Origin of the sequence: Acetobacterium malicum subsp. dehalogenans DSM 11527, from assembly GCF_000472665.1 — a bacterium.
Taxonomy (GTDB): Bacteria; Bacillota; Clostridia; order Eubacteriales; family Eubacteriaceae; genus Acetobacterium; species Acetobacterium malicum.
The window spans coordinates 1-18,381 of record NZ_AXAC01000011.1 but is presented as its reverse complement, the minus strand read 5'-3'; the positions used below and the strand labels follow the sequence as shown (position 1 = coordinate 18,381).

General features: G+C 40.9%; 19 protein-coding genes and 1 pseudogene. 6 read left to right on the top strand and 14 right to left on the bottom strand.

The window, feature by feature from the left end; all coding sequences use genetic code 11:
* Positions 1-38: 38 nt before the first annotated feature.
* The 8 genes and pseudogenes from A3KS_RS0105105 to A3KS_RS0105070 all read right to left on the bottom strand — a co-directional run bounded on the left by A3KS_RS0105105 (position 39) and on the right by A3KS_RS0105070 (position 10,816).
* A complete protein-coding gene (locus A3KS_RS0105105; protein WP_026394001.1) occupies positions 39-1,052 on the bottom strand; it encodes an energy-coupling factor ABC transporter permease in 1,014 nt (337 codons plus the stop codon).
* Positions 1,053-1,287: 235 nt separating this feature from the next.
* Positions 1,288-2,703 (bottom strand): D-alanyl-D-alanine carboxypeptidase family protein, encoded by a 1,416-nt coding sequence (locus tag A3KS_RS0105100; protein WP_026394000.1) that lies wholly within the window; start codon positions 2,701-2,703, stop codon positions 1,288-1,290.
* Positions 2,704-2,725: 22 nt separating this feature from the next.
* Positions 2,726-5,680 (bottom strand): insulinase family protein, encoded by a 2,955-nt coding sequence (locus A3KS_RS0105095; RefSeq protein WP_242834739.1) that lies wholly within the window; start codon positions 5,678-5,680, stop codon positions 2,726-2,728.
* A 24-nt stretch (positions 5,681-5,704) separates the two neighbouring features.
* On the bottom strand, positions 5,705-7,033 hold the full coding sequence (locus tag A3KS_RS0105090) for a replication-associated recombination protein A (RefSeq protein WP_026393998.1): 1,329 nt from the start codon (positions 7,031-7,033) through the stop codon (positions 5,705-5,707).
* An 86-nt stretch (positions 7,034-7,119) separates the two neighbouring features.
* Entirely contained in the window at positions 7,120-9,183 is a 2,064-nt protein-coding gene (locus A3KS_RS0105085; RefSeq protein WP_026393997.1) for an Eco57I restriction-modification methylase domain-containing protein, read from the bottom strand.
* Positions 9,184-9,443: 260 nt separating this feature from the next.
* Positions 9,444-9,956, bottom strand: a complete 513-nt coding sequence (locus A3KS_RS24000) for an NADase-type glycan-binding domain-containing protein (RefSeq protein WP_423219235.1) — start codon at positions 9,954-9,956, stop codon at positions 9,444-9,446.
* Between the two features lie 33 nt (positions 9,957-9,989).
* Positions 9,990-10,166 (bottom strand): annotated as a pseudogene (locus A3KS_RS24250) (chitobiase/beta-hexosaminidase C-terminal domain-containing protein); the annotation flags it as partial.
* A gap of 11 nt (positions 10,167-10,177) precedes the next feature.
* Complete coding sequence (locus A3KS_RS0105070; protein WP_026393994.1) at positions 10,178-10,816, bottom strand: tetratricopeptide repeat protein; 639 nt, start codon at positions 10,814-10,816, stop codon at positions 10,178-10,180.
* Between the two features lie 403 nt (positions 10,817-11,219).
* Here A3KS_RS0105070 and A3KS_RS0105065 point away from each other — a divergent pair, with 403 nt between their 5' ends.
* The 3 genes from A3KS_RS0105065 to A3KS_RS0105055 are packed head-to-tail and all read left to right on the top strand — an operon-like array spanning position 11,220 to position 12,147.
* Entirely contained in the window at positions 11,220-11,696 is a 477-nt protein-coding gene (locus A3KS_RS0105065; protein ID WP_026393993.1) for a DUF2975 domain-containing protein, read from the top strand.
* Positions 11,697-11,705: 9 nt separating this feature from the next.
* Positions 11,706-11,924 (top strand): helix-turn-helix domain-containing protein, encoded by a 219-nt coding sequence (locus A3KS_RS0105060; protein ID WP_026393992.1) that lies wholly within the window; start codon positions 11,706-11,708, stop codon positions 11,922-11,924.
* A gap of 13 nt (positions 11,925-11,937) precedes the next feature.
* Positions 11,938-12,147, top strand: coding sequence for a DUF3955 domain-containing protein (locus A3KS_RS0105055; protein WP_026393991.1), 210 nt, complete (start codon positions 11,938-11,940; stop codon positions 12,145-12,147).
* Positions 12,148-12,518: 371 nt separating this feature from the next.
* On the opposite strand, the gene A3KS_RS0105050 is transcribed toward A3KS_RS0105055, so the two are convergent.
* The 4 genes from A3KS_RS0105050 to A3KS_RS22365 all read right to left on the bottom strand — a co-directional run bounded on the left by A3KS_RS0105050 (position 12,519) and on the right by A3KS_RS22365 (position 15,344).
* Complete coding sequence (locus A3KS_RS0105050; protein ID WP_026393990.1) at positions 12,519-13,250, bottom strand: DUF6994 family protein; 732 nt, start codon at positions 13,248-13,250, stop codon at positions 12,519-12,521.
* 144 nt (positions 13,251-13,394) lie between these two features.
* On the bottom strand, positions 13,395-14,084 hold the full coding sequence (locus A3KS_RS0105045) for a hypothetical protein (protein ID WP_026393989.1): 690 nt from the start codon (positions 14,082-14,084) through the stop codon (positions 13,395-13,397).
* Position 14,085: 1 nt separating this feature from the next.
* Positions 14,086-14,496, bottom strand: coding sequence for a hypothetical protein (locus A3KS_RS22370; protein WP_051355672.1), 411 nt, complete (start codon positions 14,494-14,496; stop codon positions 14,086-14,088).
* On the bottom strand, positions 14,496-15,344 hold the full coding sequence (locus tag A3KS_RS22365; protein ID WP_169727695.1) for a ParA family protein: 849 nt from the start codon (positions 15,342-15,344) through the stop codon (positions 14,496-14,498). Before A3KS_RS22365 ends, A3KS_RS22370 begins: the two co-directional genes overlap by 1 nt.
* Positions 15,345-15,540: 196 nt before the next feature.
* Between A3KS_RS22365 and A3KS_RS0105030 the strand changes: the two genes are divergently transcribed.
* Both A3KS_RS0105030 and A3KS_RS24120 read left to right on the top strand, forming a co-directional pair.
* Positions 15,541-16,218, top strand: a complete 678-nt coding sequence (locus tag A3KS_RS0105030) for a hypothetical protein (RefSeq protein WP_026393988.1) — start codon at positions 15,541-15,543, stop codon at positions 16,216-16,218.
* Between the two features lie 2 nt (positions 16,219-16,220).
* Positions 16,221-16,352, top strand: coding sequence for a hypothetical protein (locus A3KS_RS24120; RefSeq protein ID WP_278247297.1), 132 nt, complete (start codon positions 16,221-16,223; stop codon positions 16,350-16,352).
* Positions 16,353-16,387: 35 nt separating this feature from the next.
* Here A3KS_RS24120 and A3KS_RS22360 read toward each other — a convergent pair whose 3' ends face one another.
* Positions 16,388-17,434 (bottom strand): N-acetylmuramoyl-L-alanine amidase, encoded by a 1,047-nt coding sequence (locus A3KS_RS22360; RefSeq protein ID WP_051355670.1) that lies wholly within the window; start codon positions 17,432-17,434, stop codon positions 16,388-16,390.
* Between the two features lies 1 nt (position 17,435).
* On the bottom strand, positions 17,436-17,534 hold the full coding sequence (locus tag A3KS_RS23080) for a phage holin family protein (protein ID WP_278247298.1): 99 nt from the start codon (positions 17,532-17,534) through the stop codon (positions 17,436-17,438).
* A gap of 98 nt (positions 17,535-17,632) precedes the next feature.
* Between A3KS_RS23080 and istA the strand changes: the two genes are divergently transcribed.
* Positions 17,633-18,381, top strand: a 749-nt coding sequence (istA, locus tag A3KS_RS0105010) for an IS21 family transposase (protein WP_026393987.1), incomplete at its 3' end; no start/stop codon positions are given.

Below are 18,381 nucleotides of genomic sequence, written 5' to 3'. Positions count from 1 at the left end.
CCATATAAAGATTGTCATTTCAATTAGTATTGAATCGTCTATGCTGTTTTTTCTTTTCGGCGTTTGACAGCGTAAATCAGATAACCGGTTCCACCAGCCAGGACCAGAGTAATTCCTGCACCAATAATACCAGACACACTGGTTCCGGCAGCTGAGCCTTCACCATCCGTTGATTTGAAACCGTAATCCGGCAGGAACGCAGTACTTTCCTGAATATTGGCAGCACTGTCATAGGCATTGCCTGAGGTTTCCAGCTCAGCAGTTCCCGCTACATTTTCCATTGACCATTCCAAGCCATCAGGATTGGAAGAAGCCAGCAGCGACAAACCACCACCAACAACAATGGCAAACACCAGCAGAACACCCAAGACCTTTTGAATCGACAGGTTTTTCGGTAATTTTTTGTTATCCATGGATGATTCCAGCAATTCCGGTCTCATCTTGTAGATAAAAACTAAAATCCCGCCGGTAACAATCCCTTCAACCAGACCAATCGCCAGATGAATCGGAATCATCATTCCCATAAAGGTTGCCATTGGCAATTCAGTAATGCCGGAAGCCAGGGTTTGAATCACCACCGAAATGGCTCCCAGGGTCAGGGCTAAAATAACCGACACCACCGATGCTACTGATATTCGGGTCGGGGTCAGGGCTTTTTTCACAATCGGTTTAAATACAAAGGGGTAAACCAGTAAACAGGCATAGAAACCGAGGTTCCAGATATTTGCGCCTAAGGCCAAAAGCCCGCCGTCAGCAAAGAATAAAGCCTGAATCAATAACACTGCGGTAAGGGTTAAAAATGCCGGAAATGGTCCCAATAAGGCTGCCAGCAAAATCCCCCCGCCAATATGTCCACTGGAACCAGTTCCCGGAATGGTGAAATTAATCATCTGTCCAGCGAAAATAACGGCCCCCATAACACCCATCAACGGGATCTTTTTTTCATCTAAATCGTCTTTACATTTATACGCCGAATAGGCGATTGCTCCGGCGCTAGCCGCAAGCATGATTCCTCCAACTGCCGGAGAAACTAAAGCATCTGCCATGTGCATAATAAAACCTCCTCAAAATTTAACTTTATACAAAAAAACACGAAGAACACCTCCAAGTTTCAACTCTGGAAATACCTTCATGGCATCATTTTCGTATCTTAAAATTGATTCGTATTCTGCACTTCAATGCTTTAAATACTATCTAAATTATAAACCACTTGTCTATACATGTCAAGCAATAATAATCAGAGTCTGTCGTTTTTTACCGACAGACTCCGCCTATTTTTCACTGATGCTATCGTCTTCGCTTCGGTGGCTGACTGGATGATCTGCTGCCAGAAGCATTTGGTTTTTTCTTAATTTTAATCTTTTTATATCGGATGTTATTTTTGCGCATAAACTGGACAAACATGATCCGCATAATGGCCAGTAGCATCAGAATCACAATGATCGTCACATACCAGTAAAGAATCGGATAATCAGTCCAGTTTCGGGCTTTCATATCATTGACTGCGTACACCGGTGTCGCCTCAACAAAGGTTTCGCCATTATAGACCTGCAGTTCGCCAATTTGTTCCCCTTGCTTGACATCCATTTCCAGGTTTGTCAGGGTTTCGTCCCCCTTCACCTTGGTTTCATCCCATTTCACTTTGGATGTATAGCTATCCTGGTTAGCCTGGGGCACCGCAGTAATCAGCGGATCATTGGTTTTATACTTGAGTTTATTACCGTCAAAAACATGATAATTGACCACCTGAACAACCCGGTCTTCGTCTTCCGGATCGGACCATTCCAGCAATTCATATTCTTTGACCACCGTATTGATGGTATCGCTGGATTCCTTGAAAAGCACTGTCTCGTCGGCATTAAGGATAATCCCGATGACATTTTTATCATTGCCTTCGCCTTCAAAAACCAGGCATTTATTCGCTTCTTCGGTAAATCCGGTTTTGCCGCTGGTGGCATAACCATTAAAAACCGGATTGGTTCCGGAAAGATTATTGGCAACCCGGTATTCTTCCGACAATTCATTGAAGTTGGAATACAATAAGAGGTTCGAATTATTCCACTTATGTTTGGTTTTATTGGTTTGAACCTCATGAACCTTGGCCCGGGTAATCGCTTTGATGGTGGTATCCGCAAATGCCGTTTTGGCCAGGATCAGCATATCGGCCGGGGTAGTATAGTGATTACTGCTATGTAATCCATGGGGATTGGTGAAATTGGTGCCGGTCATCCCCATTTCTTTAGCCTTTTTATTCATCGCACCGACAAAGGCTTCGTAGGCTTTATCCGCACTGATTGAACTGTCTCCGGCAATCTTTTTACCGATGTTGACGGCGATGGTTTCCGCCGCGTCATTTCCGGACGGCAACAGTAAAGCATAGAGCAGTTCATTGAGAGAAAGCACCTCTTCCGCCTCAAGACCAGCGGTGCTGCTGTCCTCTTCTAAACTTTCTATCTCATCCCCAACGGTGAAGTTCTCATTGAGATCGCCGTGCTCAATCGCTACCAGAGCCGTCATCAGTTTGGTGGTGCTGGCCGGATAAAATTTTTCATTCTGTTTCTGGGCAAAAAGAGTATCGCCACTATTTACTTCATAAATAATCACACCCTCATCGGCGCCATAAGCGGGCAAGCCCGCCGCCAAAACACCAGATGTGCAAAAGACCAGGCTGAGTATCAACAATAATCCTATTTTTCTTTTCATATCCCCTCTCCCCTCAAAACTACTATTTGATATAGCGGGTCACGTTGAACAATTCCTTTTCTTCATTAATAGCTTCTTCACTGCCTAACACGCAGATGGCATTTTTAGCCAGTACTGCCTCAATCATTTTTGCATAGCCTTTTAATTGTTCAACCGTGGTTTCTAAGATCTCATCCCGCTCTTTTTGCAGATCTTCGGCGGTTACCCCACTGAAATAGAAATTATCCGCTATTTCGCCTTTCACCGAGGCACTTAGCGGCACATCTTTGCTGCTGATGGTTCCGATGATATATTTTTCCAGCTCACGTTTGGAAAGATCCAGCTGATTGATATAATCAATGACTCCCTGATACGCTTCAAAGGTCTTTTTCAATTTAGGGTCCCGGTAGGATCCAAAATACAGGTCGCCACCCCGGCCAATGCTCATAAAGGCACCATAGGCACCGCCCTGAACCCGAACCTTGTTCCAGAGATAGTCCATCGATAAAATGCCCTTTAAAACCAGTTGAGAGCCGGCGTATTCGTAGCCTAAAGCTCTGATATTATAGCCCTGGGAAACATATTGAATCTTGGCTGCCGTTAAAAAACCTTCGTTAGCAATTTCGGTCTCAAAGGCAAAGGCATTTTTGACCGCTTTTTTCGAAGCCAGTCCCGACACGTAAGGGCTCAGGGCAACCAAGGTCCGATCCCGGATTTCTTCGGTACCGGTAATGCTGATCAGCGGTTTTTTCCGGGTGAATACCAATGCGGCAATACTGGTCAGCTTTTCGGCGAGGGCTTCAAATTTCTCATCAAAGTTGGCTTCCAGATCGGCAATAAAACGATAGAACTCAATCCCGCCAAATTCTTCAAACAGCCGGGCCGACTGCGAATAGTAAGACTGCAGCCGTTGCACCCCAACCACATGGCCGGCGGTTAAAAACTGGGTCTCTTTATGCGTCTTGATTTCCCGGATCATATCATGAATCAGGTTTTTTTCCTGATAGCGGGTCTTGGTAATCACATCCGTCATAATACTGATCAAAGTTGGGATATTTTCAGCCACTGCTTTACCCTTAACATAGCAATTAGAGGTAAAATCACCAAAATGATGAACATCATCATAAGACTCAATCCCGAAGGACAGTCCGCCGGTATGAATTTCAATTTCCTGACTCAGCCTGCGGAAATCCATGGTTTCGGTACTGAGACTGCCCAGCATTTTACACATCAGTGATAAATATTTCAAATCTTCCTGAGGCAAATCGCTGTAATCGAAATAAAGTTTTAAATAGGAAATCCCACCGGTAAAACCGGGATGAAACAGCATCGTGGTATCCAACACTTCGGTCACTTCCATCGGGTAGGTTCGGCCGGTGCGACTGATATCTGCCAGTGACAGCTTGGGAATTTTCTCCAGATCTTCCGGAGCATCCTCTTCATTTTGTTTTTCGATCAGGGTTTGGGTTTCATCAACCAGGGCCTGGAGTTCTTCCGGGGTCAGACTGGCTTTAAAAGCCGCCAATTTTTCCACTAATGCCTGATCGGCTTTTTCCTGCAGGGTATTGTCCGGCACAATGGTCACCAGAGTCTGATGGGTATTATTAATCAGCATCCGTTTTAACAATTTTTCAAAGTAGCCGTCTTTCCAGCTGTCCTTGAATTTTTTAAAGGCGGCTTTGTATTTGAGGTAGGCGATCGGATCGTCACCATAGAGCCAGTCATCCATCATTTCAATCCCGTAAATCAAACCTTTGGGATAAGAACCGTATTCTCCTTCAATATGGGAAAACTCATGGATATTGATGCCCGCTTCCACACTGAGAGGATCAAGGCCCTCAGTTGCTAGCTTATTCAGTACTGACTCCACCGTATTGACAAATAAGTCGCGATGTTTTTCCTCGGTATTTTTTAGCACAATCGAAAAATAGGGTTGTCTGAGCGAACTGCTGTAATGATAGCTGACATCTTCCGCAATTTTCAGATCCAGCAAGGCTTCTTTTAACGGCGACGAATTATTATTCAAGATAATATGGGCAAGAATATCAAAAGCCAGGGCATCCTCGTAGGATAGTTTATCCCCCAGCACCACATTCAGAGCCAGATAGGCTTTGTTTTCCAGGGATTCTTCTTTTGAGACCCCATAGGAGGTCCGCACTTCTGCCCGGGCTGTAAGTGTTGGCTGGGCCATGATCTCACTATCAACGGCCTGTTTTTCAAAGGCGCTGAGATATTCATCATTTAAATATTTCAAGTGCGCCCGGACATCCCCATCACCATAGAGATAAATATAGCTATTGGAAGGATGATAGTATTTTTTATGGAAGCCCAGAAAATCCGCATAGGTCAGTTCCGGAATCACATCCGGATCCCCGCCAGATTCAAACCGGTAGCAGGACTGGGGATAAAGGGATTCAAAAATTTTGTTTTGGAGCAATTCCTCGGGATTAGAGAAGGCACCCTTCATCTCATTATAAACCACCCCATTGTAGATAATCGGATCGTCCGCATTTTCAATGTGATAGTGCCAGCCTTCCTGTTGGAAAGTATAGGGGTTTTCATAAATATTGGGATAAAAAACCGCATCCAGATACACATCCATCAGATTCATAAAATCTTTGGCATTGGTGCTGGCAATCGGGTACATCGTTTTATCGGGATAGGTCATGGCGTTCAGGAAGGTGTTTAGCGATCCTTTGGCCAACTCCACAAAAGGTTCTTTGACCGGATATTTTTTTGATCCGCATAAAACCGAGTGCTCCAGAATATGGGGTACTCCGGTACTGTCGGTGGATGGGGTACGAAAACTGATTGAAAAAACCTTATTATCATCATCAGCCGATATATATAGTAACCGGGCCCCGGTTTTTTCATGGACAAAGGTTCGGGCAAAGCCATCTATTTCATCCACAAATTCTTCTTTATTCAAGATAAACCCGTGGATATTTTCTTCCAGTTTAAACATTTTTTCCTGTTGTTCTTGTAATTCTTTTTTCAAATGTTGCTCCTTTTCTATTTGTATTTATTCGATAATTCCATTTTTCTTGAGATATTCCTTCATTATGCGTTCATGACCCATTTCTGTCGGTTCATAAAAATGAGTGCCGACCAGATCATCCGGAAGATACTGCTGTTTAACATAGTGCCCGGGATAATTATGAGGGTACTGATACGTCATGCCACGACCCAGTTTTTTACTACCAGAATAATGGGTATCCTGTAAATGCGCCGGAACATTGCTGTTTGACACATGCTTGACCGCCTCAATGGCCGCATCCACCGCCAGATAGGAGGCGTTACTTTTAGGCGCACAGGCCAGAAAAACCACCGCCTGAGCCAGATTAATCCGGGCTTCCGGCATACCGATAAACTGAACCGCATCAGCGGCAGCCATTGCCACGGTTAAGGCCAGCGGTTCGGCATTGCCGATGTCCTCAGAAGCTGAGATGACAATTCGTCGAGCTATAAACTTAGGGTCTTCCCCGGCGGTGATCATTTTAGCCATCCAGTAAAGCGCCGCATCTGGATCGGAACCCCGGATACTCTTGATAAAGGCCGAAATCGTATCGTAATGATTATCACCGTTTTTATCATATTGGACAGCCCGTTGCTGGATACACTCCTGAGCTGTTTCCAGATCGATATGGATGATGCCGTCGGCGTTTTTATCGACTGTCAGAATCCCCAGTTCCAGAGCATTCAAAGCCCGGCGAACATCGCCGTTAGCCACCTCGGCAAAATGATCAAGCGCATCCTGATCACATTTTATTTTCATCACGCCATAGCCCCGGTCTCGATCTTCGATAGCCCGCTTGATCACTTGTCGGATGTCATCCGGGGTCAGATTGTAAAACTCAAAAATGGTAGAGCGGGACAGTAGCGGCGAATTGATTTCAAAATAGGGATTTTCGGTGGTGGCTCCAATCAGGGTCACCAGTCCTTTTTCGACACTGGGTAACAGGGCATCCTGCTGAGCCTTGTTAAAACGATGAATCTCATCAATAAAAAGGATCGATTTTTTGTTATAAACCCCCAGGTTGTTCTTGGCCTTATCCAACACCTCAGTAATTTCTTTTTTTCCCGAGGTGACCGCATTCAATTCATAAAACATCGCGTTGGTGCGGTTGGCAATAATTTTTGCCAACGAGGTCTTGCCAGTACCCGGCGGTCCATAAAAAACCACCGACGATAATTTGTCGGCCTCAATCAACCGATACAAAAGTTTTCCCCGACCAATGATATGCTGCTGGCCGACAAATTCTGCCAGGGTCTGGGGTCGCATTCTTACCGCAAGAGGAGCATTATCTGCGATTTGGCCTTCATAATTCTGATTAAAAAAACTTTCCTGCATAATGTCCTTTCACGATAGCATGCTATCCCGGTATTACGAAACTTACAAACAACGAACAAAACTTGCTATGATGTCGGTTTCCGTAATTACCGGTTCGTTTCAATCACATCTATTTCTTTCTGACTTAACTCAAAAAAATCATAGAACCACCGGTCGATTTCAGCCAGAATCTTATCTGCTTCAGCCGTGTCTCCATTTTTCTTTAATTCTACGATTCTATCATAAGAATCTTTAAAAAACTTAATAGTTTCGTCTTTTATATCTGGTATTCCCAGCCGCAGCAGCGTGTTTGGATAGTACTCATAAAGCTTGTCTCCCAGTTTTTTTCCATAAGACTTAAAGTAATAATTATAGAGCCGGCTGTTTAACAAAATCACCAGAAACTCCTCATTGACCTGATGGTAAAGCCGGGGTTTGAGAATCAGTCCGTAAACATCGGCACTGAAATAACATTTATTTTCATCGATGGCAAAACGATTTTGGGTTGCCTTATAAGGGAAAACGATCTTTCGTCCTTCAAAATGATCCGGGTCCCGGCCCCATTGAAGCTTATACCAGGCCAGTTTGCCGTTTTTGCATTCCCGGCGGTTTTTGAGCTTGGCCCGGTGATTTTCCAGATGCGCGGCTACTTGAGGGTAGTGATTAATGGCCCCGATCCTGTTGGTGTAGAGAATTTTCTTTTGCGGTTCAGTTACCTGATAGGCATTGACATCCTTATTTTTGATCCAGGGTTTTAATAAGACCGGATCAAAGACACAAAGCGCCGGATCATTCTGTTCAAAGATAAAGGCCTTGTCATTGCCGGTAATAATCCCCTGAAAACTCTGGACAACATTGTCCAGAGTGAACGGCGTTTTTTTCTCAATCTTTTCAATAATTCCCTGCGTAACCGGCGAATATAGCCGCCAAGAATCGTCATTCAGCCGAGCCTGTAGCAGTTCAAACACCTCATAAAAATCACTTGGCTGATTATTTTGCTCCAGTGATTGGATCAGTTGGGGATAGCTTTCCGGTTTATGGTTTTTAATGAAGAAACGCTTCACAAGAATAGTTTGACCCTCATCAATCCGGTTCTTTTTCACCAGCCGGATAATGGCTGGATCAACCCCAACCCCTTCAATAACCCGCAACCCGTTAAAATCCACAATTTCCTGGATCGCAAAAGCTTTTCTGATAAAGGCTCTTAAGGGTTTTCCGTAGAAGGCTTCAATAAAATAGCGGGAGGTGATATGGATTAATTGCCCCGCGGGTTTCAACAACTCCCAGCCCCGGTAGATAAAGCAATAGGAAAGATCACCCTTGTCCCGGTACACCTCAGCATAGCGGTTTTTGAGCAGTTTCATATACTCAGCCTGGATTTCTTTATGACCTACATAGGGCGGGTTCCCGATTACCACATCCACCGACTGCGCTGTTACTAATTCTTCGGTAAGAATATCGCCGCAAAAAACCCCCAGCGGTTTAACGTATTGGTTTCCTTTTAAGGTCAGGATCAGCCGGGTCACCAGACAGGCAATCGGATCCCGATCCACACCCAGCAGGCAGTTTTCCAGCAACTGGCGATGCTGTGCTGCTTTTTCGACCGGACTCAATGCGCCGCTTTGGGCAACAATCTGATCATAAACGGCGTTTAACAGGGATCCGCTTCCACAAGCTGGATCAAGGATCCGGAAATCCTGCTGTTCGTCCCCGGGCTGGTATGATCCCAGCACATCCGAAGCCATATAAGCGGCAATGTTTTGCGGGGTATAGAAAATACCGTGGTTTTTCTTATGATTGATCAGCAGACTCGCTTCGTAAAGGCTGCCAATTAACCCCGGATTCTCACCTGCCAGGGAGGGTGATGACGTGGTCAACTCACAAACCCAATCCCATATCTCATCGCCAATCGGCTGGGGATCTCCCATTGGTTGCTCCCAAAATGCCTCCTGGAGGGGCGCTCCCTGCCACAATCCCATAATATAATCCAGAGTAAAGTTCTTTTTGATGTCCTTTTGATGGACTTCAAAATCAATCCGCCGATTATCCGCCAGATATTTCAAAACAATGCACGTAAGCAAAAAAAGCACATTGGCATTACGGTCTACCGCCAGGTAATTGTATCTATTTATAAATTGTGTCAGCTTATCTGAAATCTCCTGAAACTTCATTAAGACCTCTTTCATTTAATTGATGTTCGTGTCACCTGGTTATTATAACATCATTTGCCTGAAAAAGATAAAGAAAAGGCTGAAATAAACGATTCAAATAAAAAAATCCGGAGAACCGGTTCTCCGGAAAGGTAGCCAATAAACTACCGTACCGACAATTGTTAATCTGTTATAACAATTGTCGGTACGGGGTTATCTTTTCTGACAATCTGACCAGCGTATTGATCTCCGCATTTTTAATAAATTTTCGTTGAAAAAAATCAGAACAGTCTGATTTCGGTGATGGCAGTGTCATGGTCGCCGTCAGCAGGTCCCGGAACCACCGAATCGATGACAAAAACCAATGAGTCACCGGGACTAATGGTGGTGGGGCTGATTGAGACCACCTGTTCATCCCGAATCCGTTCGAGCATCATATTGGCCACCGGGCTGGTATTGACATACATGACCAGCCCCCGGACACTGCCGTTTTCGGCAAAGGATGTGGCCGTTTTGACATATCCGTTTTTGATGGCTACCCCATGGATGGTCAAGGCCGAAGTTCCATTATAAATGAGTTGAATGTATTCGCCAACGCCATCCCCCGATACTCCTTCGACCCAGGCGGTGTTACTACTGCCATCCATCAGATTTCCGACATAGTAACTGATCCCGGTCATATCCGGCAGCGTTGAGGAGGCCACCAGACTAAAATTAGTATAGTCCCAGCCTGTGACGGTACCGCTTCCGGATTCCGTGCCTTCTGATTCTGTGCCTCCGGTTGTCGTTGGAATATCATTGATAATAAACTTACCTTCGATTATTTTACTGAAAAACCCGCTGGCATTGATTTCAACAGCTTTAATATTCTTTTCACCATTTGTTAAGGCAATCGGCTCCGAGTATTCGGTCGAACTGGCTGTGGGCTGGGACCCGTCGATGGTGTAAAAAACCCGGTCGTTTTGATCACCTTTGATGATTTCCAGTGATTGTTCACCCTGATAGGTACCCGGATTTAGATTGAAGGATGGTGATTTAACGGCATAGTCACTTTTTGAGCTTCATATTTACTATCACCAGTAACTTCAGTAGCTCGGTCAAGCAAGGAAAAAAGATCAGCTTCTGAGACCCTAGCCATAATTTCCGAAGCAATGTATCCATCAAAGATTGTTTTCAACTTTTCCATGTTCTTTTCTTTTAGGAGGGCTTCCTCAAAAAAGGGATTGGCCATTTTATAATTGCCCGCCCCTGAGTAGGCTTTGGCTTTTCCTGCCATTGCCTCCGCATTGTTGGGATCCAGTTTCAATACACCATCAAAGGCCACCAGCGCTTCGGTATAATTTTCAGCAGCCAGCAAAGCTTCGCCGTTTTTTAGACCACTGTTGATCGCATTGATTTTCTGAATATTCAAGAATCCATAAACACCGCCGGCTATCAGTAAGACTCCGACCACCGCCGCAATTGCAATGATAACCCCCTTATGCTTGCTCGGGTGTCCGGTTCTGCTTTTAGGAACCAGGCTTTCCGTTTTTTCCGGGACCACTGTTTCGGTATCCTGAGTCTCCCACTTTTCCAGACTTCGGATGGGATTTCCACAGTTTTGGCAAAACAGACTGGATGCTTCATTTTCTGTTCCGCATTTTTCACATTTCATCGTTTCCCCCTTTAAAAAACTGACTACATTCCCTCAATTCACGATTCGCTTCACATACTTATTTCATGGTTACTATTGATTATACAAATAGTTTACCCATTTTTATTTTGATTAATCCCGGAGGAAAACCAGACACTCAGCCCTAAGATAGTTACATAAGAATCAGGTCCTCGATAAAGTTTGCATAGACCTCATAAGTGGCTTGTTTCAAGCACTGCTAAGATTGTAAAATAAATCATCTGCAGGGAGGAACTCCCCCTTTATTTTTTCAGATACATACCACAAGGATTTTTTGTTTAATTACTTAGCACCCTCTAATTAGAATCGTTAAACGATAGTTTTTTATTGACAAACGATAAATTTTATGCTATTATCAACTTAATTTTAAGATGTGAGGTGGTTGATGAATAATCGAAAAACAACTTTTTTAAAAATAGCCATTTTGGTAATCGGACTCGTCGTACTTTTACTTTGTGTCTTCTATCTGCCTTGGCTAGCTGAAAACATTTCAAAGCAGAACACTGAGCAAAGCCATTTAAAATATCCAATGCTAATTGGAATTTATCTTACGACAGTCCCCTTCTACCTCGCCCTATTAGAAGGCTTTCGGCTTCTGGTCTATATTGAACGTGAACATGCTTTTTCCCAGCAGGGTATTACATCCTTGAACCATATCAAACTATGCGCCCTGGCCATCGCTGTCTTATATGGAATTGGTGCCCTGGCGCTCTTTACAATCAATGTTCTTGTGCCCATTTTAATCTTGCTGTGTGGTATCATAATCTTTGCTTCCGCATCCATTGCAATCTTTGCGGCAGTTCTTCAGGAGCTTTTACGTACTGCACTTGAAATAAAATCAGAAAATGATTTAACAGTCTGAGGTGGAAGAATGGCAATAAAAATTAGTATTGATGTGTTACTGGCCCAACGAAAAATGAGTGTCACCGAATTGTCTCAGAAGGTCGGGATCACCATGGCCAATCTCTCGATCCTTAAAAATGAAAAAGCCAGGGCCATCCGTTTTTCGACCCTGGAAAAATTGTGTGAAGTCCTTGATTGTCAGCCGGGAGATATCCTGGTTTATGAAAAAGACGACTTGAAAAATTAATATGGAGGCATTTATGAAGAAGTACTTATTTTCCTTGCTGTCACTTGTTTTAGGTATGGGTTTCTGGATAGCGTACACCATCATCGGGTCAAAAATTGCTCCCGACGGAACACTTGTAGAATCCTTCTATTTAATCCCAATGGGTTATTTATTTCTGGCTCTAGGGCTCGTTTCCTTGCTCCTGGTTTTCACCGTGTCAGTGATCCGCAAACACAAAGCTTAAATCTCTGATCCAGAACTAAGAACTGTTGAAATAATATTTTTAGCTATTCCAACAGTTCTTTATTCATTTATATGTCAAATAACCCAAACCAGCTTTTGGGCATAAAAACGTCCATTTCATGCCATTTTTGTAAATTCTAAATTGTGCGAGAGATGGGAGCCGAACTTGAATATCCTATGCAATAGAAAAGAATAGATGTTAATACTGTTGCGTAGACAGCTTTTATTCTATCTTTGGCAGCAATGAGTAACAATAGGTGTAAATAAAATTCAAGCAAAAATATGTCAAGAATATGTCAGCTATGCCTAGGCTAAACACCTGGGCTTTTCTAATTATAAATCTTTTCCAGTAATCAGAATCAAAACACTTTTTTATCTTATTAGTTTCGCTTCACTCTCTTCACAGATTTTCGCAATGTTTTTAATGTATAATGAAAATTTTTCTATTTTCCTATCTGTTCCCAATCTAGGTGAAAACGAAAATGTTTTATGTTGCTCTAACGTGAGTATACGCTTTTTTTCATCTTCATCATCTAGACAATCTAAATTTATTACTTTTTCGTCTTTTAAAAAAACTTCTAGCTTCATCTCTTCCGCAAATTCTTTTATACCTTTAAACTCCTTTAAAAAATCCGCCGTTTGTCCAACATATGAATTTGATAATCTGCATTCACTCTCATTTTTTGATAAAAATAAACCTATATCATATAAAGTGTAATCAATTCTATCACCGAACACACGATATCTTTCTTGATTTATCGTAGGGTGCTTGCGTTTGTCTGTGCTATTGGGCCAGATTAAATATCCAAGTTTTGAGCCTCTGATTTTTTCATAATCTTCTAACCACTGCTTTTCCCCTTTATGAATATCAAACAATATTTTCCACCCACATAAACCATCAAGTCCAAGTTCAAATCCATTAAATCTTGAATTATCAATAAATAAACTTCTATCGTTAACATCTGGATCTTTGTAAATCGATTCGATTACTGGTTTCAAAGCTGCGAAATTTCTTTTTCCCTTACTCAGTCTATCACATAATTCACTATCATATAATAATCTGATAAACTCGATATTTCTCTGAAAGGTGTACTTTATTGTCATTTTAAACTATTCCCTTCAATGTAAAAATATAGTAGCACATTTTCAAATTCGCCATACCATTAATCTTAACAGTGACTTTTTTATAGAGCATGTTGAACTTTTGGTTAAGAAAAACCGACGCCGCAACCAAAGCTTTCTTTATTATTATAGATTCCGTATTTTTAAGCGATCACTAAAATTCATTGCCTCTTCAATATAACCTTGTGCATTTAATTTCATACGTTTAAAATCTTGGTTGTATATCAACAACAACGTGCAAAGCATAGCATTATTTACTTTTATAAAATCTTTTTTTGCATTTAAATATTCATTGTTCTTATCTTGGTTTTGGTTGCTTTGATAATCCAAAAGATTGTTTAAATCTAGTTTCATTTTTTCCGGAGCTGCATGGATATATAAACAATTTTCGTTATAAATCTGTTTCATTTGAGAAGTAAAATTCATCAACATATTTTTATTATCGCCAATTGGAAGTAACTTGTTGGCGTTTTCAAACAAAATATCTACCTGCTTGCTTACAATATCCTTATTACAAAACCGAAAAAAGCTTTCTATAGTGTTTCTAATCAAAAAATGAATTATCTTGTTATCTTTAAAAACAATACAATGAATTAAACTGCAATAATTAAATAATATATTGTCTAAAAGTTTATTCAACGCTTCTTCATCACAATTAATATATGAAAACCAAGTTGAAAGAGCAGTATAGTATTTATTTATATTATAGATAAATTCTTCATCAAAATTATCGGCACTATATATTTTTCTGAGATAAGTTACCGTGTTGTTTGTATTTTCATTTGTAATGGCTTTATAATCTGTAACAAGATCCATTTTATATTTCTATCCCCTTAATTACATCGTATATGTCTTTTTCAAAAATGTTCTCTTCACACTTCAATTTCTTGAGAATGCCATATAAAGTATTTAAAATATCTTCCACTTCCCCCAAATCATTTAAATCAAGAATATGTCTAGTTATTTTGCCACAAATCATAGTTCTGGAATGAAGCATGGACTTACTTAATTGAATGTTGAAACTATTTTTCAAAAATTCGCCAACCAATATATTTCTTTTGAATACTTTTTTAGACAATATCAGATCGTTTAATATTCCGATGGCAATAATTTTGGGATAATTCGACGATCCCATATCTTCTAAATAATCAATGCCATCTTTATTCATTAACAACTTGACATCTTGATACAACTCAAATAGCTCAACTATTTCTTTTTCTAAAAACATCAATTGTTCACCCCTTCATATTTTTTTAGAAATTCACTAGTTAGTTTTTTAATAGATCTTACTGAACCTCTTGTTTCGTACATTAATTTTTGGTTTTCGCTTGATTTCGCAATAGCACCAACGTTATTTATCTTTGTTTCAAAAACATCGTGCTTAAATTTAAATTTATCTTTAATTTCACTTATTTTTGTTTTATGATAATCATCATTTCCCTTTTGCATAAGATTTGCAATAATCCCAAGAGATTTCAGCTTCTCTGATTTTCCTCGATGTTTATTATATTGAACTACCATCTTGTCGAAAAGTGAAATCCCAATAGAAGATAAATAGTCAGGTTTAATTACTAAAATATAATAATCAGAGGCAAAAAATGCCGACATAGTATAAATGGTCTGAGTAGGAGGGCAGTCAATGAAAATAAAATCATACTTATCTTTTAAGTCGTTTGAAGTAATATAATTTTCTAATATAGCTTGAATAGAGCCAGTCGTTTCTCTTACCCTAGTCATATTTAAATCTCCACAAATTATATCTAAGTTATTCCGAATGTTTCTTAGTATAATTTCTTCGCTTTCGCTTTCTCCTTCTTCATCTTCGGATCCATTGATTGAATTAAAATCGTAATCAACATCAGATCTGTATAAACTGAATATAGTTTTTTTCTCATTAAACTGTTTTTCTATCTCACTAGCACTCAACAAATACTGCGAAGCATTCATTTGAGGATCATTATCTATTAATAGAACTTTTCTTCCCATTTCTGCCAATTGCCCAGCAATGTTCACACAAATTGTTGTTTTACCAACGCCACCTTTCATATTCATGAAAGAGATTACATTTCTTTTCATTTCACTTACCCCCATATCTATTTTAACATTGTATTCTATATTTACACATTTTACAATTTCAAAAAACAAAAAACACCCGAAGGGTGGCAGCACAATCTACTCTTTGTCAGGTTTGATTACTTAATACAGCGTAAAATTGACATTCAATATTAGCTATGATATTTTATATACAACATAATCGAGAAGGAGTAAGAATTTGGAAATTAGTCAAGCAGCTATCAAAATTATCATCCTAATAATTCCTGGTTTGATTTTTTTTAAGTGTTACAATAAAATTACAGGATCAAAAAATAGCAATGACTGGGAAAGCATATTTATGATTATTTTCGTATCTATTGTTTGCTATTTTGCAACAAGTATTTTGTGTTCCATACGTGATAGCTTCTATTATTGGCAGCCAACTCTATACACAGCTACAAACTTAAAAGCCTTAACTGATGAATCGATAAACCCTGATTTTTTTGAAATCATACAAGCTTCTTTAATTGGATTTCTTTTAGCATTAATCATAAGTAAACTAGATGATATAAATTGGATAAATAAAATAGCGAACTATTTTAATATCAACTTCAAAATTGGTGATCAGGATGTTTGGACAGAATTTATTAAAAATAATAGCCATGACTACTTAACTATAAGAGATTATAAAACCGGGTATTATTATACAGCAACTATTGAAGTGTATTCTGAATCGGAAGCAAAAAGAGAACTAGTTATCAATGATGTAGATGTTTACGATAGTGACAATGGTGAAATGCTATATAATGTCGAAAAAATGTACTTAAGTAGATCTGAGGATGATCTTGTTTTTGAAACAAACTCTTATGATACCGGAAACAATTGTGATAATTCAGAAATGAAAGGAGGTTATTAAGGATGCCTAGAAAGAAAAAAAATCAAGGATTTGCGGTAAAAACAGTTAAATATACTGAAAACTCTAGAAAACCAGCACCGCCGAATACACCACCTCAAAAACCTGTAGCTCCACCACCTCAACCTAAAAAATAGCGGCTATGATTAACCGCTATTTTTTAGTATTATTTTTAAGCTGCGACCCAAAAATACGCCAAAATCCCATCCAGAATCCCCAACGCTTCCAATTCAGCCCCACCGTTCTGGAATAGTGCACAATCCGCCGAACAACTGGCAAATGAAGCCTCTGTGATCACTGCTGGCATATCCGTATAGGTTACATCCGAATCATCTCGCTGGATCAGTCCACGTTGTTGCAGCCCTAAGCGGTTGTAAAGTCCGTTCAGACACAGAATAGCTAACCGAATTCCGGCATCACTTTCAGGGTAACAGATCGCACATGTTCCGGATGACGACGGATCACTGGACCCGTTGTGGTGGATACTGATAAACAGATCCGCTCCGGCGTTATTGGCGATCACAGGGCGATCTGACAGATAAACATGAACGTCGCTGGTTCGGGTATAAACCACCTGGGCTCCGCGTTCTGTCAGCATCAACCCAAGGATCAGCGCCACGGTCAAATTCATATCTGATTCCCGAAGATCGCCACAAGCCCCCGGATCGGATCCGCCATGGCCCGGGTTGATGCAGATAATATTTCCGTACAAATTACCAACTGGAGCTGCAGGGGTGACAGGTGCTGCAGGTTTCGGTTCCGCTTTCATAAATTTTAGAATAGTATCTGGACTCATGACGATGCCTTTTGGAGCAATTATTATTTTAATCCCTTCCAATCTGAGGCTCATGCCCTCTGTACCAGTTCTTTCACCATTCATAGCCCAGTTCATATTACCAATGTCTTGAGCATGAACTCCATAATAAACATCATACTTTTCAGCATCTGCACCAGTCAATCGAATGCGGATTGATTCCAGGCGCTTCCCCTGTCCCTGGGTTCCACAAAGCTCACCGGCTTTTTTTGTAGCATCCCAGCCGATATCCTGAATCTGTCCTTCATACTCAATGCCCAAATCCAGATCGGTTTCTAGCCAGATCTTTACAGCTTCCAGGCGTTTACTTTTCCCAGTCGTGCCACAGAGTTCTCCATTTTTAAACGGGCCAACATCCCCGATATCCTGAACATGACCATCATAAATTACATTTATATATCCCATATTATTCTTTATCTCCATCAGTTTTATTTTTCAAGATATCAATTGCTTTAACCAACACCGGGGGAAGATCCACCCCCATGAGACCAACATTTTCTAATATACTGATTGACTGTAAGAAACGGTGATAAAATACTCATATAAAACGGTTGAAAATTCCTCAAAATAAGCGTACTCTCCTTTTAAAAGGGGGTATGATAAATGATTGAGAGAGAGGAATTTTTTATGATCAAAGATCTGAAAAGCAAAGGATTGTCAACGACACAGATAGCAGAAATCTGTGATCTGGACAGAAAAACAGTCAGTAAGTGGGTAAAAGCACAGGATATTCCCACTTACAAACCGAGACCATTGGTAAAAAGTAAGTTGGATGATTATAAAGATTATATCCGTTCACGAATAAATGAAGGCTGCCTGAATGCGACTGTAATATTTGATGAAATTGTATTTATGGGATACCCCGGAAAAATGACCATTCTTAGGGTGTTTATGAAAAACTATCGGGCACCTAGCCAAACCCGAGCAACCAGGCGTTTTGAAACGCCACCCGGCAAGCAGGCCCAGGTGGATTGGGGCGAGTTTGTCGCTCTGGATGCTGAAGGCAAAAAGATCAAATATCACGCATTTGTTATGATTATGGGTCACTCCAGAAAAACTTATCTGGAATTCACCGAGAATGAGAAAATGGAGACACTGATCGGCTGTCATGAACGTGCCTTTCAGTATTTTGGGGGTCTTCCCGAAACGATTTTATATGACAATATGAAGACGGTTGTAAAGCACAGCCATGAAACGGGCGAAAACAAATGGAACCAGCAATTCCTTAGTTTCTGCCGACACCATGATTTTACGCCGGTGAGATGCCGACCCTACAATCCCCGCTGTAAAGGCAAGGTTGAGAATGGTGTTAAATATATCAGACGGAATTTCTGGCCACGGATTCGTGCCAT